This window comes from Candidatus Poribacteria bacterium, assembly GCA_026706025.1.
GTDB lineage: Bacteria > Poribacteria > WGA-4E > WGA-4E > WGA-3G > WGA-3G.
In genome coordinates, this window is sequence record JAPOZO010000003.1 from 67181 (window position 1) to 92961 (window position 25781).

The 25781-nt window shown below is 47.0% G+C and carries 17 protein-coding genes; 13 read left to right on the forward strand and 4 right to left on the reverse strand.

Annotated features, from left to right (window positions below):
• The first annotated feature begins 50 nt into the window (after positions 1-50).
• From OXH00_00815 to OXH00_00830, 4 genes are all read left to right on the forward strand, one after another.
• Positions 51-2351 carry an SPFH domain-containing protein gene (locus OXH00_00815; GenBank protein MCY3739538.1) on the forward strand — a complete coding sequence of 767 codons (2301 nt, stop codon included), beginning with the start codon at positions 51-53 and terminating at the stop codon, positions 2349-2351.
• A gap of 83 nt (positions 2352-2434) precedes the next feature.
• Positions 2435-3733 (forward strand): hypothetical protein, encoded by a 1299-nt coding sequence (locus OXH00_00820; GenBank protein MCY3739539.1) that lies wholly within the window; start codon positions 2435-2437, stop codon positions 3731-3733.
• Between the two features lie 61 nt (positions 3734-3794).
• Positions 3795-5897 (forward strand): immune inhibitor A, encoded by a 2103-nt coding sequence (locus tag OXH00_00825; protein ID MCY3739540.1) that lies wholly within the window; start codon positions 3795-3797, stop codon positions 5895-5897.
• Positions 5898-6111: 214 nt separating this feature from the next.
• Positions 6112-7164 carry a hypothetical protein gene (locus tag OXH00_00830; GenBank protein ID MCY3739541.1) on the forward strand — a complete coding sequence of 351 codons (1053 nt, stop codon included), beginning with the start codon at positions 6112-6114 and terminating at the stop codon, positions 7162-7164.
• A 119-nt stretch (positions 7165-7283) separates the two neighbouring features.
• Here OXH00_00830 and OXH00_00835 read toward each other — a convergent pair whose 3' ends face one another.
• The 4 genes from OXH00_00835 to OXH00_00850 all read right to left on the reverse strand — a co-directional run bounded on the left by OXH00_00835 (position 7284) and on the right by OXH00_00850 (position 12732).
• Positions 7284-9266, reverse strand: coding sequence for a DEAD/DEAH box helicase (locus OXH00_00835; protein MCY3739542.1), 1983 nt, complete (start codon positions 9264-9266; stop codon positions 7284-7286).
• A 109-nt stretch (positions 9267-9375) separates the two neighbouring features.
• A complete protein-coding gene (locus tag OXH00_00840; GenBank protein MCY3739543.1) occupies positions 9376-10719 on the reverse strand; it encodes a trypsin-like peptidase domain-containing protein in 1344 nt (447 codons plus the stop codon).
• Positions 10720-10880: 161 nt separating this feature from the next.
• Complete coding sequence (locus tag OXH00_00845) at positions 10881-11012, reverse strand: hypothetical protein (protein ID MCY3739544.1); 132 nt, start codon at positions 11010-11012, stop codon at positions 10881-10883.
• 106 nt (positions 11013-11118) lie between these two features.
• Entirely contained in the window at positions 11119-12732 is a 1614-nt protein-coding gene (locus tag OXH00_00850; GenBank protein MCY3739545.1) for a M28 family metallopeptidase, read from the reverse strand.
• Positions 12733-12837: 105 nt separating this feature from the next.
• Between OXH00_00850 and OXH00_00855 the strand changes: the two genes are divergently transcribed.
• The 9 genes from OXH00_00855 to OXH00_00895 form a co-directional block, all read left to right on the forward strand.
• Positions 12838-13791 (forward strand): 50S ribosome-binding GTPase, encoded by a 954-nt coding sequence (locus tag OXH00_00855; protein ID MCY3739546.1) that lies wholly within the window; start codon positions 12838-12840, stop codon positions 13789-13791.
• A gap of 19 nt (positions 13792-13810) precedes the next feature.
• Positions 13811-14059 carry a transcriptional regulator/antitoxin, MazE gene (locus OXH00_00860; GenBank protein ID MCY3739547.1) on the forward strand — a complete coding sequence of 83 codons (249 nt, stop codon included), beginning with the start codon at positions 13811-13813 and terminating at the stop codon, positions 14057-14059.
• Positions 14060-14404, forward strand: a complete 345-nt coding sequence (locus tag OXH00_00865; GenBank protein MCY3739548.1) for a type II toxin-antitoxin system PemK/MazF family toxin — start codon at positions 14060-14062, stop codon at positions 14402-14404.
• Positions 14405-14444: 40 nt separating this feature from the next.
• Entirely contained in the window at positions 14445-16025 is a 1581-nt protein-coding gene (locus tag OXH00_00870; protein ID MCY3739549.1) for a VWA domain-containing protein, read from the forward strand.
• 112 nt (positions 16026-16137) lie between these two features.
• The gene (locus OXH00_00875; GenBank protein ID MCY3739550.1) at positions 16138-17337 is read left to right on the forward strand and encodes an amidohydrolase; all 1200 of its coding nucleotides are present in this window, start codon (positions 16138-16140) and stop codon (positions 17335-17337) included.
• A gap of 28 nt (positions 17338-17365) precedes the next feature.
• Positions 17366-20335, forward strand: a complete 2970-nt coding sequence (locus OXH00_00880) for a tetratricopeptide repeat protein (GenBank protein MCY3739551.1) — start codon at positions 17366-17368, stop codon at positions 20333-20335.
• A gap of 14 nt (positions 20336-20349) precedes the next feature.
• A complete protein-coding gene (locus tag OXH00_00885) occupies positions 20350-22662 on the forward strand; it encodes a tetratricopeptide repeat protein (GenBank protein ID MCY3739552.1) in 2313 nt (770 codons plus the stop codon).
• Between the two features lie 168 nt (positions 22663-22830).
• A complete protein-coding gene (acnA, locus tag OXH00_00890; GenBank protein ID MCY3739553.1) occupies positions 22831-25503 on the forward strand; it encodes an aconitate hydratase AcnA in 2673 nt (890 codons plus the stop codon).
• Between the two features lie 71 nt (positions 25504-25574).
• On the forward strand, positions 25575-25781 hold a 207-nt coding region (locus tag OXH00_00895), incomplete at its 3' end, for a hypothetical protein (GenBank protein ID MCY3739554.1).

Below are 25781 nucleotides of genomic sequence, written 5' to 3' on the forward strand. Positions count from 1 at the left end.
TTAAAGACGTACGCTAATGCTTCTGTGCTATCATTCTATAGGAGAATTGAATGCGTTTCATTGCTGTTATCGTCTTCTTAATTGTTGTAGCAGTCGCTGTTGGCTGGTTCGCCTTTGAGAACCTCGACAATTTTGGACAAAACGCTGTAATGCGGTGGTCGGCAGTTATACTTGTTGTATTGCTGGCTATTTTGGCTGCCTTTGCTGCTACAGTTATACGCTACCGGATACCGAAAGCCGATGTCGCGCTCGTGCGGACAGGTGGTTCGAGAGAGAAAATCAGTATCACTAAAGGTCTCTGGGTTAACACCATTATCCATGAAATCAAAGAAATCTCCCTTAATACAATGCGGATTGAGGTAATCCGAGAAGGGACAGAGGCTTTAATTACTTACGACTTCAACCGTGGCGATGTTGAAGTTGTTTTCTATCTTAAAGTTGAACCTGAAGAAGATGATGTGTTACGCGCCGCACAAGCCCTCGGTGACAAATCCATGACGCCGGAGACAGTACGTGAACTCATTGAACCTAAACTTGAAGGCGCGTTGCGAAGTGTAGCAGCTGAAAGTGAAATCCAGGACCTCCTCCAGAAACGCCAAGAGTTTGCGGATAAAGTCCAAGAGGCGTGTGGCGAAGATTTAGAAATCCAAAACGGCTTGACGCTTGAAACTGTATCCATTATCCGCGTAGACCAGACCCCTGTTGATACGCTTGATGCTGAAAACCGGTTTGATGCTGTCGGTATTCGTGAAATCACTGAAATTACCGCTGAACAAGAACGGGAAAAGGTAGACATTGTCCAACGGAAAGAGGTCGCTATCGTTCAAATAGAAGTTGCTGCCCGTATAGAGAAACTTGAAGCGGAACAGGAACAGGCGTGGGCAGAGTCCGACCAGCAGAAGAATATCGCGATTTATGCCGCTGAACGGGAAGCGGAGACCCTCAAGTTCCAATTTGAGATGGAACAGAGTGTACAAGAGCGTGAGTATGAGATGAAGCAAGAGGTCGAGCGCGCACGTATCACACAAGAACAGGTCGTCCAAGAACGCGAAATTGAGATGAATCGGGATGTTGAAGTCGCCCGTGTCCAGCAGGAACAGATTGTCGCAGAACGTGAAATTGAGAAAAACCTCATTGTCGAAACGCAGCAGATTGAACAATCTAAAGTCGTCCAGCTTGCTGAAATTGAGCAGTTCCTCACTGTCCAGTTACAGAAAATTGAGCAGGAGCAGGCGATTGAGGTGCGTGAGATAGAGAAGGTATTGACGGTAGAGAAAGCCCGTATTGCCCAAGAAGAGGGTGTGATGCTCCGAGATATTGAGCGTGAGCTGGTCGTTCAGACGGAACGCTTCGCTCAAGAGCAACAAGTCATGCAGCGCGAGATTGAGAAGAACCTCGTCGTTGAAACTGCACAGATTGATCAGCTGCGGCAAGTTGAAACAGCTGAGATCGCTAAAAAATTGGCAGTAGAGTTGGCACGTATTGCGGCAGACCAACAGGAACAAATCCGAGATATCGAAAAAGAATTAGCAGTAGAGAAGGCACGCATTGCGCAAGAAGAGGGTGTGATGCTCCGGGATATTGAGCGTGAGTTGATCGTTCAGACGGAACGTTTTGCTCAAGAGCAACAAGTCATGCAGCGCGAGATTGAGAAGAACCTCGTTGTTGAAACCGCTCAAATCGACCAGATGCGATACGTGGAACTCGCTGAAATTGCTAAAATGTTGAATGTGGAGCAGTCTCGTATCGGTCAGGAATTGCGCGTTGCGTTAACTGATGAAGACCGGAAAATCGAAGTTGCCAATAAACAGCAGGTAACGGCACTCGCGGAGAAGGAAAAGTTAGTTGCGGAAGCTGAACGTATGGGTGCGGAAGTGAACGTGACAGCCACGGAAGAGGTGATGTCAGCGGAGTGGCAGCGTGAAGTTGCTGTCATCGGTGCAGAAGCACAAGCACAACCCATTGAACGTCTTGCTGATGCGGTCCTCGCTGAAGCGCGTGCGAAAGCACAGGGTGAAATGGCGGAATATGAAGCACGGAATGTTGCTGAACAACGCGTCCTTGTCCAAGAGGCGATCTTAGAACTCATTAATGATGCCGATGATATTATTGAGCAGCTTATGAAGCCGGTTGAGAAAATCGATAGCATTAAGATTCTGGATATGGGAAACACTGACGGGCAAGGTGGAATCAATCGAAGCAGTATGGGAAGACTCGCGAACGCTTTGCTGGATACAGGTGCTATCTCTCCAATGCTCAAAGAACTGTTCAACTTTGCGGATGTAGATGCCCAACAAATTACAGATAAAATTGCTGAATATCTGGCGGACCTTGTCAATCGTCCGAGTTAATTTTCTATCTGTCTTGACGGTATGAATTTGTTATAGAATCTTGGATGTGTCTTTTAACCGTGCCAGTCTATGTGAGGGAAAATATGCGATATGAGAGACGGCAAACATCAGCAAGGCGGCGCAAAAGCCAGCGGTGTCGTACCTGCAGGTCCAGTAACGGTAAGCGTGTCTGTCCCGCCCTCAGTGGTATGTTAATCTGTCCAGAATGCTGTAGAGCCAAACGTGCAAAGATTCCTGGATGCGATGCGAAATGCCAGTACTACGCCCCACTCGTTGTATCGAGCCGTACCCGTAGGAAATCAGATTTTCCGCTACATCGGTGTTTGATCAGCCGCTCTAAAGACACCGGTATGCTAATCGTCGTAGGGACTCGAAAACGTCCAGATGGAAACTTGAAAGCGATGTTTCTCTTGCTTGATCTATGGAAGAAAGGGATTCGGGACTGCTTTTTTGATGCTAACCTTTCGGAAAAACAGTTTGAAAAAGTTTCGCAAAGGATCGCGAAGAGTTACAATCTCAGTGAACCGTTGGAGCTGCATGACACAGATGAACCTGAGGAAGTGATTCGGGTACCGAAGGATACACTTATTATTGAAGCGGACAACGCCATCCATCTTGATAAAGGCGTAAGTATAGTTGATCACGAAGAAGCCTCCGGTGGCAAAGCCATTGACAGTGTGAACGGCGCGCGTGCGACACACGAAATTTACATCCCGAAAACTGGGAAGTGGTACCTCTGGGCGCGCGTCTTCTTTGAATATAGCAAAGATTCTTATTGGATTGGTATGGATGACGCGGATGCAAAGCCGTGGGATAGGGATGGTGGTCCAGGTGCCATAAAAATTTGGTCTGAACCTGATGATAATTCTAAATGGGGTCGTTGGCTCTGGGATACCGCGTCAACCGATACAATGGATAAGAAGCCGAGCAACAAGCCTGCTTTTTTTCATATCAAACGAACCGGTTACTATCGCCTCTGGTCTAAAGGGCGGGAAGCCGGTTCACGTTTAGACCAGATTCTGCTCACCCGCGCCCGAGATTTTAACACACAAGCTGAGACAGAGGGCAAACCGTTACCACTCAGGTATTCACCACACCTCTACGAGCCTGCTTCCATACGTGAATGTCGGAAACTGATTCGACATGCTGTGCAGATTGCGACTGCAGTCAACACTGAAATACCTTGGGAATTCAAATATTGGATACAGGATATTTGGGGCGATGTCACCCGGTTCCCTGAAACAGAAGGGTCGCTCTACAAATGTCCGAAATGTGCAGCAGACTTGCCACAACAGGTCGTTGACCTCATCATACAACACGCCCAATCTGATGATATTCAATTTTATATCTTATGCCGGAAGTGTGGAGGCGAGTTTGATTAATCCGGTTGTCCCCCTTCGTTGTTCCTTACATTTCATAAAAATAAGCACTTTGCAGCGTCTGATGATCAGCATCGTCAGTTTACTCTTCTTTTGTTCTTTTGTGCCGTTAACTATTGCCGCTCCGCCGAACCCTTATCTCTTTTTTACTGAAGATTCTACGAGTGGGGAATTGGTACCCAAAGCACCTCAAAGCGAGATTGAATTTCTTGAAGGGTTGGAAGACTGTTGTCTCGCCAACGAGCAAGGGGTCTTACAGTCTGACGGTATAGAATATGTGCTCGCCTTAAAGATAGATTTCTCTGACATGCCCGGACGTAGAGAGGGCGCGGCGTTTGATAAATATCTCTTCGCCACAGAAGGCGTTTCCCTCAAAACCTACTTCCACGAAAATTCTTATGGGCAGATGGATATACAGCCAGGGCCGATGGGAGGCGTTCTTCCGAGAGGGAATACGTGGATTCGTGCCAAAAAACCGATGACGTATTACGGCGAAGGTGTCCGAATCTTGGAACGCTATCGAGAGTTAGTTCGAGAGGCTTGCGAGGGAGTAGATGAGATGGTTGATTTTTCGCAATATGATAGAGACAATGATGGCGTCGTAGATCATGTCTTCCTCATCCATGCAGGGAATGACCAAGCGTCTACTGGCATCATTGATTATGACATCCAGTCTGTTCTCATACCTGCCGTTAACGCTGTTCATGATGGTGTCCGTGTCAATACCGCTGCAATCGTTGCTGAAGAACCAGATTTTGAGCACCCACACTTAGGCATCTATTTTCATGAGTTCTTTCACGATTTCGGTGCCCCTGATATTTATGGGGTCTTTAGAGGTCCACACGACCATAAATGGGGATTGATGGGTGCCTTCGGTCCCTACCAAGGACCTGAAGAATTTGGGATCGGAAATGGCTTGGAACCGAGTCATATCATGGGGTATCTCAAGTGGGATTTTGATGGACGACCGCAAAACGGTCGCCTTGGTTGGATCCAACCGGTTGTGATAACCGAAAACCAGAAAATTGATGTCCCCAGTTTTGAACTCGGTCCCAAAACCAATAAACTTTTCAAAATTGATATCCATTCGTCAAGAAATCCAGGGGTCGGAGAAGCGCGGGAATTTTTTCTTATAGAAAATCGGAACAAGGTATCAGGTGCAACTTTTGATACCTATCTACCAGAATCAGGTATCCTCATCTGGCACATTGATGAAACGCGGCCCTACCCTGTTGGTACTTATGATGCATCGCATCAGGTATGGCTTGAAGATCCAACAGACCCTGAACACCTCGGTATCTATCAACAAGATGCGGCTGAATTTATAGATGTGCAATCCATAACGGATGGCGCGGCTTATTCTTTAGATGACGGACATACAGCCTTTACACCTGGCACTGTACCGAATAGTAACGCAAACGATGGCACTGTTACGGGTATCTCGATTACTAATATAGGACCGGAAGGGCTGACTATCCCAATACTGGTATCCTTTGGTGACACTTATGAGCCGAATGATACAATTGTGACAGCGTTTCCTATCAAATATGGCGAAACTTATGAGTCTTTCATTTTCGATTCGACCGATGTCCGCGATGTTTACGAACTGGAAGCGGTCCGTGGGATCACTATTTTAGTGACATTGGCTGATATTCCACCGAATAATAGGTATCGGTTATCTCTCCACGCGGCGACGGGAGAAGTGTATGCTACTGGCGAGAATGCTACCGAGATCGCCGGATTGAAACTCATCTATCAACCTGACAGGACAGGCACATTCTATCTGGTTATAGAATCGGAGGAAGGATTCAGCAGCGTGGATTCTTACCGGTTGCGGGTAGAACAACTTCAGTCGGAAACACTTGCCTTTGAGGAAACGCGAGTCTATCCGAACCCACTGCGCCTTGCTGGCGAAACGATGACGTTCGCCTATCGGCTCTCTGCCTCCCAAATTGCGGATAACGTTGACCTTGAGATATTCACGCCGACAGGTGTACTTGTCTATAAAGAAGCACACCAAAACGTCCTCTCACAAGGGAAATTCGAGTGGCGCGGCGCGAATCTCAGCGGTGTTCCTGTTGCATCTGGCGTTTATATTTATCGTATCTCCGCGAAACAGGCAGTGTCACTTATCCAAGAAATCGGGAAGTTCAGCGTTGTGAAGTAAGTTCTGCGAATTCTTCTGAGATATTTCTTGACTAAAAATTGTAGTTATGCTAATTTTAAAAACATATTCAGTTTTAGACGCGCTATTTGGACTTTACTTCGGCGTTCTCAAAATCAGTTATAAAACTAATGTGCTGATTCGTTGAGTATCCCGGGATGCCAAGCGAAAAGAACTTGCCATTCGTTGAATGGTAACCAAGGAGGCAATATTATCAATGAAATGGTTGAACACATTCACAGCACTCAATTTCGTCTTACTGTTTGCACTCGCCTTTAGCGTTGCAGGTTGCGGTACTGCTCTTAGCAATTTGTCACCGATTCAGCCTGTGCATAATATAGCGAAGGCGAAGATGGAACAGAGTGAAAACCCGAACGAAGAGGTGGTTGTTCCAGCTGTCCCTGCTGAGGCACTCGCGAAACCTGTGCTGGACAAATACGGTATGGAGACCGTCGGATTCACGATTGGGAAAGCACGCGATGCCAATATGGAAGCGTTAACTTACGTGTTTTCGTTCGGTGAATACGCACACGCCACTGACAAATGGAATGATTTTCTTAACGACTGGACAGAAACCAAGACACAGATTGAATTGGGGAGTGGTGAAGATAAGAAAGTCGTTGATGTCATCATGATGTCCGACTACCCACAACTGTTTGAGGTCCAGTCGAGGCAGCCGATTTTGACGAAAACAAAAGATGGGATTACAGTTTCTATCGCTTACTGGCGGCGACCGGACTTAGACCGGAAGTATAATCGCGGGAACGCATTTTCACCTTTTTATGAGACTGAAGCACTCCACCAAGGCGACAAAACAGATGTGTTTTATGTGAAGATTACTAACAATCGGAACGAAAATGTCATCTTTAATGTCAAAAATTGTCTGATCATTGATCAAGGCGAGAATCTCTATCACGGTCTGAATTACAAGGATTTGGATGAACGTCTTCTCTACATGGCACGTGCAACAGGGCTTTATGTCAAAAATGGAATGGAAATTGCACGGCGAATTTTGATTGAGAAACGGATGAAGATTGTTGAAAAACAGGTGGGTGCACATCGGACAGGCGTGCCGCCCGGTGAAAGTGCGGAAGGTTTCTTACCGTTTGTGCAAACCAAGTGGAATGCCGTGGAATTAAAGGTCATTTTACCGATTGAAAAGGCGCCACCGCCAGGTGCGGCACAACGTTATCAAACCTTAGAATTCGAGTTCCCTTTCACACACGATAGAGGGATTCGCGTTGCGCAACCGTCGCCGAAGCGTTATTAGTTTGTCTTGGGGTAGACGCCTGTACTCTGCCAATTTCGGGCCAGGGGTGCTGCACTAGGCTAAAAAACGATTTGTACATATTTAGATGCTCGCTGTGGTATATGCAGCGGGCATCTTTTTTATCCTTCCACAATTTCGCAGTCAGGTAGCGAATCGAGAAACTGCTTCCCATAACTTCTGGTCTGAATCCGTGGATCAAGAATAACAACAATCCCTCTGTCAGTTTGCGTGCGAATCAGCCGTCCAAAGCCCTGCTTAAGGCGTAAAATTGCCTCTGGTAAACTGAACTCAAAAAACTCATTTCCACCGCGTTCTTTGATCTGTTTCACGCGTGCCTCCATCACTGGATGCGTCGGCACCTCAAACGGCAGCCGAGTTATGATAACATTGCTGAGAGCCTCACCGCGCACATCGACCCCCTCCCAGAAACTGGACGTTCCGAATAAAACCGAGTTCGTATCCTCACGAAAAGCCTGTAGCATGTCCGTCCGAGAGAGTTCGCCGCCCTGTTTGAAGGTGCTAATCCCCATATCTTCTAAATCGGGCGCGACAGCATCATAGACTTCATCCATCATTTTGTAACTTGTAAAAAGGACGAATGCTTTGCCGTGTGTCAGTTTGAGGTAATGTTGAATTTTACGGATCACCGCTGGTATGAAATCGCTGCTGTTCGGATCTGGCATTCCCTTCGGAATATGAATTTGAACCTGCTCTTTAAAATCGAACGGTGAGTGGGCAAGGAGTTCGCGACACTCACTTATCCCGACCCGCGCTTTAAAGTAAGCAAAGTTGCGATTCGTGGAGAGCGTAGCACTTGTCATCACGACGCTATTTTTTTCTCTGAACAGGTGATCTTGTAGCATTTGGTTTATATTCGCGGGTGTGGCGTTTAAAAGGATTCGGGGGGTACGACCGCGTATTGATATTTCTGCCCAATAGACGTAATCTGGATCGTTTTGCCGGATGATCATATCCAATTCGTCTCGAAGCCGTTGGCAATTGCGGTGGTGCGCTGTAATCTCCTGTTCGTCATCGTCTGTTGCAGCGTCGTTCTGGAGACGTTTGAGTGTTCGCTCAATGTCCACAAGTGGCGCGTCCAACACGTTTTCGACAAAATCGCTTTTATAGATACGTTCAGTTAGGGTGCTACCGTGTCCTCCACTATCAATTTCTCCGATGGCACTAACAATACTGTTGAAAAGCTTATTCGTCTGTTCACGTGCTTCTACGACTTGATCCTTTAATTGTGGCGAGTTGAAATGTGTCGCCAAGCCATCTTTGCTCCGTTCATTGTAGAGAGAATCAAGAAACCATTTAACACGCGTGTTGTTGAAGTTAACGCTTGCATGGTTGGTTGCTGTTGCTTCGAGATGATGTGCTTCATCAATGATGAGGTATTCGTAATCAGGCAAGAGCCCGGCTGCTGCATCGCTGTCCTTACGGATTGTGAGATCGCTAAAAAGGAGGTGATGGTTTACGATAAGCAGATCGGCGTTGTGCATCTCTCGACGCACTTTGAAGTAGAAGCAAGTATCGTAGGTCTCACAGTTGCGACCGAGACAATTGTCGCGGTCGGACGCGACCTTATCCCAAACCTGAGGATTAGGCTGCCGTGGTAAATCTGCCCGACTTCCATCCACTGTTAGGTTCACCCATTCTTTAATTTCTGCAACTTCATCTACCTCTTCAAGTGTATCAAACAAGCCACGCTCATAACTGAGTAGATTTTTGAGTCGTCTGCGGGAGAGGTAATTGCGTCTTCCCTTTGCGAGTACAACGTTGAAGTCGCGAGGAAGAATCCGCTGCAGAAATGGGATGTCTTTTGTGACGAGCTGTTCTTGTAGACTGATGGTGTTTGTCGAAATGATTACCGTTTGTTCCGATCTAAGTGCGAGAGAAATCGCGGGAATTAGATAAGCGAAACTTTTACCTACACCTGTTCCGGCTTCAACAATCAGGTGTTCGGAACCCATCAATGCTCGAGATACCTCGTGTGCCATCTGCAGTTGTTCTTGACGGAATTCATATCCCTCAAGATGTTGTGAGATAAGACCGCCTGGACTAAAAATTTCTCTGAGCGTCAGGGATGTTGATGTTGTCATATATTTTTATCTCACAGGGCGCGGCTTAGCACAAGACAGTTTCAGATATAGGTAAACCGAATTGCGTAAATGCTCGTGCTTCGTCTTATATACCTCTCTTAATCGGCGACTAAGGTTTTAGCTGCATAGTTATCTTTTCTGTGCCATGACTGCTTTTGACATCAAGGCTAAGTTGTTCAAGTGCTTGTTGCTGCTTTTGAAGGAGTGCTTCAAACTCTTGGACAGTGTTGATCTTTTGCCCATTAACAGCAATAATAAGTGTGCCTCTCGGAATCGGGCTGTTTTCTTCAACCATGTCAACAATAACACCGCGATCTTCATCGGTCAGATAGGTGTACCTTTCAAAGTCACCCTTTTCTAACTTCCGCACTGATAGTCCCAGTCTCCTCCACGCGACGGAATCGGTTTCAATAGGTCTCCCTGCTTGGAATGCTGGCATTTCTGTTATTGTGACATTAAACATCCGTTCATGCCCGTTTCGGAGGATCGTAATTTTTGAGTTCTCACCGATAGTGGAATCAGCGATCCACATCTTGAATTCGTCAGTATTTTTTACTGGCTTTCCGTTGTATTTGACAATGATATCGCCTTGCTGCAGCCCGGCAAGATGTGCTGGCATATTTTTTAGTACACTCCGAATGCGAATACCTTGTGGTACTTTTCTCATATCAATTCCAAGAAAGCCTCGGATGATGCGTCCGTTTGCGATTAACTGCGTTCCAATCTTTTCGACGAGGTTACTGGAAATAGCAAACCCGGCTCCCGCTCTAACTGCCCCGGTCGCTGGTGTGTTGTCGGCACGCCGAATTAAGGAGTTAATCCCAATTACCTCACCGTGGATATTTAATAGAGGCCCACCGCTGTTTCCCGTATTTATCCAAGCATCTGTTTGGATAAAATCTTGATACCGAATAATACCTATGTCGCGAAGGAATGAACGTCCTTTTCCACTCACAGTCCCGATTGTTACGGTGTAATTGAGTTGAAACGGATTCCCAATAGCAATAGCGAACTGCCCGACTTGGACCTCTTCCGAATTCGCCAACGGAAGAATAGGTAAGTCTTCTTTAGCATCAATTTTTAAGACAGCAATATCCGTATTGCGATCCACGCCAACCATTTTTGCGTCAAATTCGCTTTCATCAAGCAACCGCACGCTAACCGTTTTTGCATCCCGGATCACATGTTCATTTGTAAGAATGTGTCCATCTTTGCGAAAGATGAATCCGGAGCCTTCTTGTCTGTGAAATTCGCCATTTTCTACTTCTCGGGATGAAATTACGCCGACAATGGCAGGTGTGCTGCGTTTGGCAACACTCACAAAAGCGTTTTCGATTGAACTCAGCAGTTCAACATCAGTCGGTTGGTCTTTTGTGAAAGCACACGAAGAAATGATGCTGACACTAACGAGGAAAGACAGCAAAGCAAAATAGGCATAGATATTTTTTTTCATTAGATTCCCCTTTTGGCACGGTCAGCCCTTTTTCCAGGCTTTCTTTAGTCTACTTCTGTATAGTATATTCTAACATAATTTTTGCGAGGACATCAAAGCATTTTTGGGATCATGCTATAGTTCCCGATATTTCCTTGAGGGCATTACGCGCGTTTCATGATCTAAACTGCTGATGGTGGTCTTTGGACGACAGGGATGACGTAACTCCGAATCTTCACGCCATCTACTTCTTCTGTTTCTACCCGCGCTTCTGGATGCTGACGATGATCGAAAACGACATAGTACCCCTCCACTGCCGCTTCTAACTTTATTCTACTATATTACGCACTGAAAGTCTATATCGAATTTTCTGTTCAAACCTAAGCACTTGCCTTTTGATTGCTTATGTGGTACCCTATTTCACCGCAAAATCGCCAACTTTTCCAAGTAAGTATACGTCTCCCCCTTTGAAACAACCGAAACATGACACACATAAACACCGGGGGATACTGCCAACCCATAAGATGTCTGCTGATTCCACCATGTGCGCCAGAGTCTTTGATTTAGCCGATCCGCGACACCCTCAATACGTTTTATAAGGTTACCGTCCGAATCATAGATGAACACCCGCATGTCAGTCATGTCAACATTTGCCTCAACGCGGAATTCAGTTAAAGTGTCTGAACGTACTGGGTTCGGAAAAACCAGGACCTCCTTCCACGCAAACACTTGTGTCAAAAAAGTGGACTGCGCAACCGAGACTGCACCCAGTGGGTACCGTGCTATCACTCGCAGCGCATTCTTCCCCGGTTTCAACGGCACCGTTGCTGTCCAAGTCTGTGTTTCGCGATCCAGCACCGCTTCTACTTGACTTGGGTAGACAATAATGTCGATTGGGAAATCTGAGCGAAACGTTCCTGTGATTTCTAATTCATCCGCTTTGGTAGTTGGTGGGAGTTCCAGCGTTACCTGCGGTATCTGTCGTGTTGGGTGAAACATGTCTGTGAGGAGGCTATCTATTGTGACAAGCACGAGTTGTGTCACTTTGCGTACTAACCGGAAGTTCACCTTATCGGCGGTATCATCAGAGGTGTGATAGAAGGTGTTAGCGTCATAGTTTTGGGAATCACGCCACGGTGTTGAGCTTTCAGTTAAAGTTACGGCGTTGTACCCACTATCCCAGAACGATTTGTGGGACGAAATGTCAACGAACTCGTCTTGTGTGCGACGAATTTTCAGACCGATGTCGTACCATGTATTTGCGATGATAAGTGCCCGGCTTATCCATGACGAGTCATTATTGCCAACAACCTCAACAAGGTCGCTTTTCCAGTTGAAACCGAACATATCCAAGTTAAAAACGCAGACGATGCGCTCGCGGGCTTTGACAGTATCATCAATATTGTTGTTTGCTGCCACAGCAGAAGCATTTCGGACGTAGAACCGACTGCCGAGAAAACCGAGTTCCTCACCGCCTAACGCGACAAATCTTAACTCGTGGTCGTATTCATAGCGACTTAAGAAACGGGCTATTTCCAACATCGCAGCGACACCCGTGCCATTATTATTTGCCCCGGGTGCTTGAGTCGCTAACGGGTTCCAGTTCGGTTCACGCCCTGCTGCTGTGTCGTAATGTGCACATATAATAAAGATACGCTTGCTCGATGAACTGGCGCGCGCCGGTAAAACGGCAACGATATTCTTAATCCCTCCAAAAACTTGTTCACTGACCCGTAGACTCGGGGAACGACGGAACTGACTTTTAATATAACGGACTATGTTCTCTGTTGCTTCGCGGTGGTGTGCGTTCCGTGTTCGGTGTGCGTGGAAGTTAGGTATAGGTATAACGTTTTCCTGCAGTGCGATTACTTGTGCTTCAAGTGCATCGGATTGCACGAGAGAGAGAAGTTCATCACCACGTTGCGAAAAGCTGCTATTTTCAGCCATAACGGATAATGGAATACATAGGAGAGAAAGAAGAACGATGGACTTTTTAATCTCGTCTTGAATGGGGTGTCTTAATTGCCTTGACATACGTGCCAAAATTTTGTATCCTATTTAAGAGTTTCGTTCATTTTAACAGATTTCATCCGGATTGTAAATAGAGGAATTAGCCATCAGCTATTAGTGGACGAGAAAATGCCAGCAAATTTGCCCCCAACCTACTACAAACTTAAACACGAGCACGAAGCCGCCAAGACAGATGAGGAACGGTTGCGCCTCTTAGAAGAGATGTTGCGCATTATCCCAAAACACAAAGGCTCAGAAAAGGTGGTTTCGGATATTCGTCGTCGTATTGCTGCGCACAAAAGAGCACCTTCAGAGAAAGGGAGTAAAGGGTCTGGTAAAAAAAGTTATAGCGAACATATTCCGAAACAGGGCGCAGGTCAGATTGTCCTCCTGGGGCCACCGAATACTGGCAAATCTCAGATACTTGCCCAGTTCACAAATGCTAAGCCAGAAGTGTCCCCGACACCTTATACAACGACCACGCCGTCGGTCGGGATGCTCCGTTATGAGAATATCCAATTTCAACTCATTGATACGCCATCTATCATGCGAGACTTCATTTCACCGACAGTGCTAACACTCACCCGTAATGCGGATATTCCGTTACCAGTGGTAAGTCTCGCAAGTGACAATTTGTTAGATGATCTGGATACGGTAACGGCACTCCTCAACGAAGCAGACAATGGCACCCCAGAAAATGGGCAGCTTATCGTTGCCAACCAGTTGGACGTGGTCGGCGCAGACGAGAGGTTGGAGATCCTTAAAGAATTCTATGGCGAGACGTTTCAGATTTATCCGATTTCTGCCGAAACAGGTGAGGGGAAAGATGTTTTATTGGAGGAACTCTATAGGGCGTTAGACATCTTGCGGGTTTATCCGAAGGCACCCGGTAAAGCAGTAGAGCGTGATGATCCAATCGTGCTTCCTATCGGTTCAACAGTCCTTGATGCCGCCGTCGGTTTACACAAAGATTTTCAGGAGTTCAAGTTCGCACGGATATGGGGACCGCAATGGCACGATGGACAATCTGTGAGTCGCAATGATATCGTTTATGATGGTGATGTAGTCGAATTTCATCTGTAGTTTTTTAAGGAGATAGGCTATGTTAATCAAAATTCAAAAATCAGAAAATAGCGAGGAAATTTGTTTTACGAAGAATATTCTGGAGGCAGCACAACTGAATGTGGGTGATGAAGTTCAGGTAACCATCCAGAACGGTCGAATTATCATTGAAACGACAACCAAAACACATAAACGTGCTGATTTGAAGGCACTACTCGCCCAAATGCCAGACGACTATCAACCTGAAGAACTTGACTGGGGAAAACCTGTCGGGAAAGAGGAATGGTAGATGCCTAAATATATTCCACAGGCAGGTGATTTCGTGCGCCTCACCTTCGATCCACAATCTGGATATGAACAAAAAGGTAGGCGTCCCGCTCTTGTAGTTAGTAACACCTTATTTAACGCTCGGACTCAACTTGCCATGGTATGTCCAATAACTAACACCTTCAGAAACATTCCGTTCCACGTTAAAGTGCCTAATAGTTCTTCACTGACTGGGGACATCATGGTAGAACAGATTAAATCTGTTGATTATGATAGCCGTCAGGTACAGTTCCTTGAAAAAGCATCCGATTGGGTACTCAACGAGGTCCTAAGTATTTTGGATTCATGTTTAGCCCCCTTCCCGTAAACATATAGACGGAAGAAGAATGCCTCTATGGGTTGATATAATGAAAAATCGAAAAACGGCATCCCCATATTTTGTGTGCTCGTTCCTTATCCATTGCGTTTTGTTATTGGTAATATGGCAATTTGTGCCGAAAGAGGGTCCGTTACCACCACCGTTTCGTGAAAAAATAGAGGCTTTGATAACCCACGTGAAGCCCTTACAACGCCCCGTTAAACCACCTGTCTTTATTGAACCTACTGCGCCTATCGTGGCGGAAGAAGAAAAACCCCCCGCACCACCAAAACCGAAAGCCGGTTTAAGTGCATCATGGCAGAGGGCGAATCAAGACGCAGCGACTCCCAAACTTGAAGCACGTAGACAAGACAGTGCCACTCACACATCAGAAGTCGGTAGTGGCGTGTCACATGCAGATCCTATAGTCGGGAAACCTACATACACGCCTGAGAATCTTCTAACACTGAATTCACTCGCTCAACCGATAGCTGCACAACCCCCGACAGCCAAAGTAGATTATGTAGTGCCCCAGGGAGAAACGAAACCGATTGCTTTAGAGACAGAGGGTGTTTTAGATGGTTCTGGCGCGTCGCCAGGAATTGAGACACCAAAGATCCACTACGGTAGTGAACGTGGCGACGCGCTACGCGCAGGAGGCATGGGCAATTCATGGGGGGGTGGCGGCTCTTCTGGGGGTGCTAATCTCGGTGGTGCTTTCGTCTATATGATGCAGGATATTGCCCGTACACTCGCTGCGGCGACTACAACCCAAAAGGTTGATATTATTTTCGTTCTTGATGAAACAGGAAGTATGCTTGACAATATCCGAAGTGTCCGTGCTTATGCCGATTTTCTGTTTGAAGCTATGGAGCGAGAAGGACGCGATGCTACTTTCGGGTTAGTGACATTCACGGATAAAACAAAGGCATACGGGCGCACTGACAACCTTGAAACCTTCAAAAACTGGCTTTTCAAGATTAAGATTGATGAGAAAAGCGGTGGAGACCTCGCGGAAGCAGGCTTAGATGGACTCATGGCCGCTGTGAAAGCGTCTAAATTCCGTAAGGGAGCGCAACGTTTTATTGTCCTCGCAAGTGATGGTGCATTCCATGATGCGGATTATGACGGAAAATCCGCCTATAGTCTGGATGAAGTTATTGAGACACTACAGAACGAGCAGGTGCGTGTTGATGTGATCGGAATTGATTATCTCCCAATTCGACAGATTGCCTTGGCAACAGGCGGCACATGGCGTGCAATCCCGGGTACAGGGAACGCTGAATATACACCACCGTTAGCGTTGACGGTAAAATTATTCTCCAAGTTAGGTACGTTGCGTTATGAAAAAGGACAGATGGATGATAAAATCACCGTCTATATTAATAATCCGCCACGTCCGAAGCAGCTCACCTTGACATGGAAGGTCCTCAACCCTTTGGGAGAAAGATGCTACGGACCCTTCAGAGAAGAAAAAACGGTGCCTGATGACGGTTCAACGGAGGTAGAATTGACACCCGTGATTAATAAGGAAGTATTTCAAACGATGTCGGGGGTTTATACGATCATCTACCGGCTTGAAAATGAGCATGGGCACCGGAGCATTCTGCGGCGGACGTTAACATTCTAATTTACAACACGTCTCATAAATAGTTTAAGCGTATTGTTGAATGAGGATTTGCAATGGAAAAACCCCCTAAATCCCCCTTATCAGGGGGACTTTGAGAGGAAGATTAAATTTAATGCAGAAGGATTTAATTTTTGAACAGTGCCGTCATCATTTTAACGACATTGTCGGCATCCGGCGCGATATTCATCAGCATCCTGAAATAGGGTTTGATGTGGAACGCACTGCAGGTATCGCTGCTGATGCGTTGCAGACACTCGGCATTCCAGTTAAAACAGGTATTGGTAGGACAGGTGTTGTCGGGGACTTGGAGGTGCCGGGGGCATCAAAACGTATTGCCTTGCGCGCCGACATGGACGCGCTGCCAATTCAAGAAATGACCGATGTGCCTTATAAATCGAAAATTGATGGTAAAGCACACCTATGCGGACACGATGCACACACGGCAATGCTTATCGGGACAGCGCGAATCCTTTCACACCTCCGAAGTCATCTCAAGATGCATGTTAGGTTTGTCTTCCAACCGAGCGAAGAGGTGTTCCCGGGTGGTGCGGAGGCGATGATGGCAGATGGCGTTTTAGAAGATGTAGACGAAATCTATGGGATACATGTCTTCCCAATCTATGCTGTTGGGGAATACGCCACGTGCGTGGGTCCGATGCTCGCACAGTCTGATACTTTTCGGATCACGCTTACTGGTAGGGGTGGACACGCGGCGTTTCCACATCTCACGGTCGATCCAATCGTTATTGGTGCGCAGTATGTGACAGCGGTACAGTCGATTGTCGCCAGAAATGTTAACCCATTAGATTCAGCGGTGGTCAGTGTGACGCAACTACACGGTGGAGATGCCAATCTGAAGAATGGACTCACAGGTGCAGCACTCAATGTTATCCCTCCGACAGTACACATCGGCGGCACGGTGCGGACACTTCAAAAAACCGTTCAAACACGCGTTCGCGAGCAGCTGGAACGTCTCATCGCAGGTTTAGCAGATGCTAACAATGCCACCTACACTTTTGATTACCAAGAGGGATGTCCGGTAACATACAACCACGAACCTTGTGTTACTAACGTTGTATCTAACGCGCGCGGTTTGGTCGGAGAGGATAACATCATATTTCCAGTGCTGCCGATATTAGGTGGCGAAGATTTCGGATGCTATTCTCAAGAAATCCCTGCCTGCTTTGTGATGGTCGGTGCTGGAAACGAGGAAAAAGGCATCGTGAATATGTGTCATCACCCACAATTTGACATTGATGAAACCTGCATGATTTACGGTATGGCGTTGCTGACAAGTCTCGCGATGCTCTAATGCTTAGAGTGTTTAGGAATCTCGCCTAATGGAATTAAAGAAGCACATTTCTTTATCAACACACGATCCGCAACCACATTTGTCAATTAGCACTCTTACTTTGATGTTTACAGATATCGAAGGTTCAACACGACTTTGGGAGGCACACGGCAATGAGGTGATGGCAGAGGTTATCCGTACCCATAACACAATTTTGCGGGCTGCAAATTCCGCCTGGGGCGGCACAGAGATCCTAAGCGAAGGCGATGCTTTTTTCTTTGTTTTTCCTACGGCGAGTGCGGCTGTTATGTGTGCCCTTGAGATACAGTTAGTACTCAATGCGTATCAGTGGCATGAAAACATTGAGGCGTTGCGCGTTCGTATCGGTATTCACACAGGTGATATGATCCTGCTGGATGACGAATATCACGGAATGCCTGCAAATCTCGCCAAACGGATTACGGACGCAGGACACGGTGGACAGATCTTGCTCTCTGCTGTAACGCATGAACTTGTTAGAACACAATTTCCACATGGAAGCTTTATCTCACTCGGCGAACATCGGCTAAAAAACATTCAACATCCAGAAGTGATTTTTCAATTTCTCGCCCCTCGGTACTCTACTTTAGAGATCATCGGTGAAGACAGATGGCGCGAAGTCTTCAGCAAAGGGATACAAGAAGCCCCATCGCAGCATAGGACATCTATAGACGCTACCGCTATTCCTGAACTACAAACCGAGTTTCCACCCCTGAGAACCCTCAACGATTTACCGAATAATCTACCCACGCCTATAAATAGTTTTATCGGTAGAGAAACCGAAGTTCGCGGTATTGTGGCGTATTTCACTGACGGACAGACACGATTGGTGACACTGACTGGACCAGGGGGGATCGGCAAAACGCGTCTCGCCCTACAAGTGGCAACGGAACTTCATAACACGTATTCGGATGGGGTCTCGTTCATTGCGTTAGCTGATTTGAGACAACCCACCGATATTATCACAGAGATCGCGAAGGCTCTCGTCCTGCCATTAAAATCGACACAAGATGTCACGGAACAAGTCGTTTCATATTTGTTGGGAAAAACACTTCTATTGGTGTTGGACAATTTTGAGCACGTGATGGCAGCCACCGAGGATGTCAAGACGCTGTTGCTTAGGTGTCCAACGCTACACTGTCTAATAACATCACGAGAACCTTTGAAGATTGCTGGTGAACAGCGATTCATCGTGCCGCCCTTATCTGTTCCACCTGAAGACCTGGACTGGGAAGCACTCCATCACTACGAAAGCGTTCAACTCTTTTTGGCGAGAGCAGAAACAGTCGCGCCGGGCTTCCAATTAACCGCTGACAATGCCGAAGCGATTGGTGCGATTTGTCGGGTGGTTGATGGGCTCTCCCTTGCGATTGAACTCGCTGCATCGCGCGTTCGTGCAATGACACCGCAACACATTCTTACTCGTTTAAACGCCCTACTTGACAGCTCATCATCAAGTAAATCATCTACATTTCTTTCAACAAGTGATCGGGATGTGCCAGCGAGACACCAAACCCTTAATGCCGTGATTGACTGGTCCTATGAACTTTTAGTGCCAGAAGAACAACTCCTACTTTGTCAACTCGCGCTGTTTTCAGGTGGATTCTTCTTAGAAGCCGCTGAGACTATCTGTAGCTCAGCCTCTATCCAGTCAGAAACGGAAACAATCGATCTCATCTTCAATTTACACGATAAATCGCTACTCATGATTGAAGAATACCTGACGCAAACCCGATATCGACTCCCCGCGCCGTTACAATTGTATCTTCAAGAGAAGCAACCGCCCCTTGCATTCAGAGAGGCGCATGCCCACTATTACCTTACGTTAGCACAAGAACAGGACAGAAAACTTGAGGGTTCAGAACAGAGTGAGGCACTCTCAGAAATGGCGATTGAACTCGGTAATTTTCGTGCTGTTTTTAGATTTGCACAAGAGAATGATAAATGGCTCCTCTTTGGGCAACTTGCTGTCGCTCTTTCAGAATTTTTCTATGTCCGTGGGTTGTGGAATGAAGGCTTAGGGTGGTTAAAACAGGCAGAAATCGAATTAAACCAACAGATTGACGGACATCAGAAACTGAAGGACACGTCTGAAACAGACGAAATGTCGTTCTATTTGACAACAGCGGACCTCCAGGTGGCTCTTGCTAAATTCTATAATGAACGACAGGAGTGTGAAACTGCCCGGCAATTGTGCGAAGATGCGTTACAAATTTTCAGAAAGTTGGGGCGGCAACTCGGAACCGTCAAGGCATTGAATTGTCTCGGTATTATCGCAAGATATGAAGAAAAACTCAAAGAGGCGGATATACACTTTACCGAAGCCTTAGAGATTGCCAAAGTATTAGGCAATAAATGGCATATCGCTTTCACGCTAAACAACTTGGGACTCACAGCATATCACCGTCGCCATCTTGAAGAGGCGAGACTGCGTTACACGGAAAGCCTGCACCTCGCTCGTGAACTTGGAGATAAACGGAGTATTGCTTATACCCTCAATAATCTTGGAAAGACTGTCCATCAGCAAGGTCTGCGGGAGGAAGCGAAACACTACTATACCGAAAGTCTACGTCTCACCCGTGAACTCTCTACTTCCAGCACGGGGATCCCTTACCTATTGGATAGTTTTGGCAAAGAAGCACTTCGTCATGCTAAATATGAGGAGGCGAGACATTACTATACGGAAAGTCTCGAGTACCGCAACGAGAACAGCAGCCCTCGTGAGATAGCAGAATCGCTTTACCGATTCGGACAGTTAGCTCGTGCAGAAGGCAAATTTGAACAGAGTTTGTGTCTCTTTCTTAGGGTCGCCTCAATCTATGCCGAAACCGCATCAACAACGCCGCTTTATGTGGATGCAGTCAACAAAGACATTGCTGCATTGGAGGTAAAACTCGGTGGTGAAAGGGTTGAGGAACTCAAATCAGAGGTGGAAACGCTAACGCTTCAGGAGATAGTTAATATTTGTTTATCCCAATAAAAATGGATACCATAATGCAACAACGAATCATCTTTCTTTTTTTTCTCTCTTTACTTCTTACTATCGTCATCGGAGGGCAGCGATATACTTTCGCCCAAGTTCAACGCGCGCCTACTACCCAAACAGTAGATCCGTCGTTGGAACCAGTTGAAGCGGCACACGATCATTATCACGAGCGTCGATACATGGAAGCGATTAAGGCGTACGAGGCGTTGATCGAAAAAGGGATTCCTAACGCTGATGGTTCTCATACACCACTTCGGCAAAGCCAAAAGGACTCAATCCGCTTGATGTTAGGCCAGAGTTATGCTAAAACAGGTGAGGATGCTGCAGCACAACGTATTTTCAGAGAAATTGTTGATGGAAACCCCAACGGTTCTTATGCGACGCGGGCAGTGCATCGGTTAGCAAGTCTCCATTGGGAACGCTATCAGTTTCGGGAAGCCATTCTACAGTGTAAGCAGATTCTCAAACAACACCCTGACACAACTGTCGCTGCTACGGCTGCCTACCTCATTGGACAATACGAACAAGCAGAAGGCAAATCTGAGGCAGCAATAACAAGTTACAAATATTTCCTTGACAATTTCCCGACTTCACCCTATCGCACCACGGCAGTCAATGGGCTTATTCAGCTTTATATGACGAACCTTCGTTATGAAGAGGCTGAGAAACTGATTCAAGAACAGATGCTGCAGTATCCTGATGATAGCACTTTATTGGAGCAATTAGCAGCACTCTACCAGAAACAGAACGACTACCCAAAGGCACTTGAGCTTTACCGAAAGGCAATTAAACAGAACCCGAATAATACAAACTTGCGTAAGAAATTAGGCTCCCTCTATGCTGAAACTGGAAAAACCGCCCAAGCTGTCGTCGAGTGGGAGAAATTAGTCACAGGGGATCCGAATCGACCTGACCGACATCAACAACTCGGCACAATCTATCTCTCCCATAAGATGTATCCAGAGGCAATTGCGGCGTATCAGAAAGCGATTCGTTTAAGCCCACAGGATAGTTATCTCTATAAGCAGTTGGCAGCGGCGTACAAAATTCAGGGAAAAGTCCAAGAAGCCGCAGACGTTTATATTGACGCTTTGCAACGTGTTGGACTTGGACAGAATCAACGAGAAACAATCTGGCGCGCGATGCTTGAAATTTATGAAGGTGTAGAACGCAAACCACTTCAGGAGAAACTCATCGCTCTGCTTCAGAAGCAGCAAATACAATCCGGTTATAACGCTAATATCGTTATGACGCTCGGTGAACTCTTATTCTATGCGGGGAAAGCAACGCAAGCCCTTGAGACCTTTACACGACTTCATCGATCCCATCCAATGCACACTGACACAACGCTTGAAAAATGTGCGCGAGTGTTAGAACGTAACGAAAATCTTCAAGCTTCGGCTGATTTCTATAAGGCGTTGATAGCAGGCTCCACCGACAGAAAACGTGTCAAGAACACACGTTTCAAGCTCGCGGAACTCTATCAAAAGATGGCACGGTGGAATGAAGCAGTCGCGCTCCTGAAGGAACAGGTCAAAAGTGGCGAGGCTTCTGTCAAAGACAAGTTGCTGCTCGGGCAACTCCAACTGCGAGGTCTCCGATCACCGAAAGCTGCCCAAATGACTTTTGAACCGCTGCTTACCCAACGTTTATCTGCCACCTACTTAGGGGAAGTGCAATTGCGTTTAGGTGAATGCCATATTCTACTGAAGCGTTACACGCTTGCACGGGAAGTACTCGAACCGATTGCCAACCGTACGAACCGCCTCCGTGCCACTGCCCGAAAGCTGATTGGTGACTCCTATTTTTTTGCGTCAGACTTTGAGCAAGCTCTCAAGGAATACAACAGCGTCATCAAGATTTCAAAATCTGATGAACTCACGAATGATGCACTTGAACGACTTGTCCTCATTCAGAATCACCCGGATTATTTCAAGGTGCCGCTCACGGATTATGCGACCGCCCTGCAACTTTATCTGCGCGGAAACACAGAAGATGCCCTCCAGCAGTGTCAACGAACACTTGAGGTCTACCCACAAGCCACTATTGTCGACGATATATGGCTGCTTATGGGTAATATCTACCGCGAAGCAGGTAGAGATGACGAGGCGATCAATGCGTACCAGCAGATAGTTGTACAGGAAAGTTCTATCGCCGCGGAAGCATTGGTGAACATCGCTGAAATTTATCGACAGAAATCTGATTTTGATAACGCTGTCACTACCTATACAACTATCATCACCGATTATCCTGAGAATGTTATCGTTGTCCATGCGCGGCAACAACTTGATGAACTCGCGAAAACACAGCAGAAGAGATAAAAGACACATCAATCTGAATCTCGGATTACGCGGGTTTTTGGAGAATTTTCTATCAAGTGTTTGGATAAATCGGAGTTAGAAACCCCTCCTACAAGAGAAATTGAAATACAACATCAACTTGTGATAAAATTATTCAAAGAATTATCTACAAACTAAAGGAGATAGCAGATGTCCGACCCTGCTCATAATTTGTTTAATACACACCGAGTTCTTGAAAGCGAAGGGCTTACGTGTAACTATTATTCGCTTCCTGCCTTAGCGGAAGCAAACATCGGATCGATTGAGACTTTGCCTGTCAGCCTCCGCATCTTACTTGAATCACTACTACGCAATTACGACGGACACCAAATTACAGAAGAAGATATTGTGAATTTGGCGAGTTGGGATGCGCGTTCACCGAAAGCAGCGGAAATACCGTTCAAACCGGCACGCGTGGTCGCACAGGACTTCACGGGTGTGCCACTTGTCGTTGATATTGCGGCGATGCGTTCTGCTGTTGCGGAACTTGGTGGTGATGCAAGCATGATAGAACCGCTCGTCCCTGTCGATTTAGTCATTGACCATTCTATCCAAGTTGATGCGTATGGTTCAGAGAGCGCATTTCAATTCAATACGCAACGGGAATTTGAACGGAATAAGGAACGTTATGAATTCCTGAAATGGGGACAGCAGGCGTTTGAGAAGTTCAATATCATTCCACCCTCTATCGGCATTGTCCATCAAGTGAATTTGGAATATCTCGCGAAAGTGGTTATGACAGAGGATGCCCTGGCGTATCCTGATACTGTCGTCGGTACGGATTCGCATACCACAATGATTAACGGCTTGGGTATCGTCGGGTGGGGTGTCGGCGGTATTGAAGCAGAAGCGGCGATGTTAGGTCAACCTGTTTATATCTTGACCCCAGAAGTACTCGGTGTTCACCTCAAGGGCGAACTGCAAGAGGGTGTTACCGCCACAGATCTGGTCTTGACTGTGACGCAACGCCTCAGAGCTGCTGCAGTTGTCGGCAAATTCGTTGAGTTCTTTGGCGAAGGCGTAGAAGCACTCTCGCTACCTGACCGTGCGACGATCTCCAATATGTGTCCTGAATACGGGGCGACGATCGGATTCTTCCCACCCGATGCCGAGACAATGCGATACCTGCGTCTCACAGGACGGGATGAAACACACGTTAGCACGGTAGAGGCGTATCTTAAGGCGCAAGGGATATTTGGTATCCCACGCCTTGGAGAAGTCGAGTATTCGGATGTGTTTGAAGTTGATCTGAGCGACATCGAACCGAGTATCGCTGGACCGAAGCGACCGCAAGACCGCATCGCGTTGTCGGATGTCAAACAGACTTTCAATGAACTCCTCACACGCCCTGTAGCGGACGATGGGTTTGGCGTGACAGAAAACACAGGCGGTAGCAATGGTATAACCCACGGCTCTGTTGTTATTTCGGCAATTACAAGCTGCACAAACACAAGTAACCCTTCTGTGATGATTGGTGCGGGATTGCTCGCCAAGAAAGCGATAGAAAAAGGGCTGTGTGTTCCCGATTACGTCAAAACAAGCTTAGCCCCTGGTTCCCGTGTCGTAACGGAATACCTACAAAATACAGGGTTGTTGCCCTATCTTGAAGCACTCGGTTATAACGTCGTAGGCTATGGATGCACAACCTGCATCGGGAACAGTGGACCGCTCAACGATGTGGTTCAAGACGCAATAGATGAGGGGAATCTCGTCACTGCCAGTGTTTTGAGTGGCAACAGAAACTTTGAAGCGCGTGTACATCCAGAGATAAAAGCGAATTTCCTGATGTCGCCGCCACTTGTTGTCGCCTACGGGATCGCAGGTCGGATTGACATCGATCTCGCCACGGAACCGCTTGGACATAACAATGCTGGCGAAGCCGTCTATCTGCGGGACATTTGGCCCACCCGTCAAGAGATTGCCGAAATGATTGGTGCAGCCGTTGATCGCCGCACGTTCAAAGAGATGTACGAAGCGATTGGCAACCAAGCACCGGAATGGGAAGAGCTTGCGGGTGCGACAGGCGTTCTCTATCCATGGAACGAGCGAAGCACTTATGTCCAGCATCCACCCTTCTTTGAAGGTTTCGCGCGCGAGCCTGCGCCTATCTCAGATGTTGTGAACGCACGGATCCTTGGTATCTTCGGAGATTCTGTCACTACCGACCATATCTCACCCGCAGGGGCAATCGCTGCGGCAAGTCCGACAGGAGAATATCTCCAAGAACGCGGTGTTGAGATACGAGATTTCAATACCTACGGTTCCCGACGCGGTAACGACCGCGTGATGAGCCGCGGGACATTTGCCAACCGCCGTGTGCGTAACCTGATGACACCGGATATAGAAGGTGGATTCACAGTTCAGTATCCAGAAGAGACGCAGACAACAATTTACGAAGCGGCACTCCACTACCAAGAAAACAGTATTCCAACGGTTCTCTTCGCCGGACAAGACTATGGCATGGGCAGTTCCCGCGACTGGGCGGCGAAGGGTCCCAAACTTTTGGGTGTCAAAGCGGTTGTTGTGGAGAGTTATGAACGTATTCATCGTAGTAATCTCATCGGTATGGGTATTATACCGTTGCAGTTTAAAGCTGGTGAAAATGTGCAGACGCTTAACCTTGATGGTAGTGAAGTTATCAGTATCACAGGATTCGCCGATGACCTCCAGCCGGGACAGATGGCGACAATGAAGATCGTCCGGTCAAACGGTGAGACACAGACAACGGAATTGTTAGTCAGAATTGATTCACCGGTGGAGGTAGAATACTACAAACACGGCGGGATTCTGGATTACGTGATTCGGAATTTCTTATCCGCTTAGTAAAGCCCTAATCTTCCTCAGTTGGCGCGCTTCATAAGCGCGCCATATCTTTATCAATAGAGGAGAAAACCATGAAGACTTTTACTCGACTTTTAATTGCTCTTTTTTGCTTAGGCTTCGCCATCTCTGGGAACGCAAAAATTGATGAAGAGACGATCTTGGGGATTTGGCTCTTTGATGAAGATATAGACAAAACGGTTAAGGACGCTTCAGGTAACGGACATTGGCCGGCGGCGACGCGGTGGCGGCCCGACACGCGTTCTCGACTAGGTCCGCCA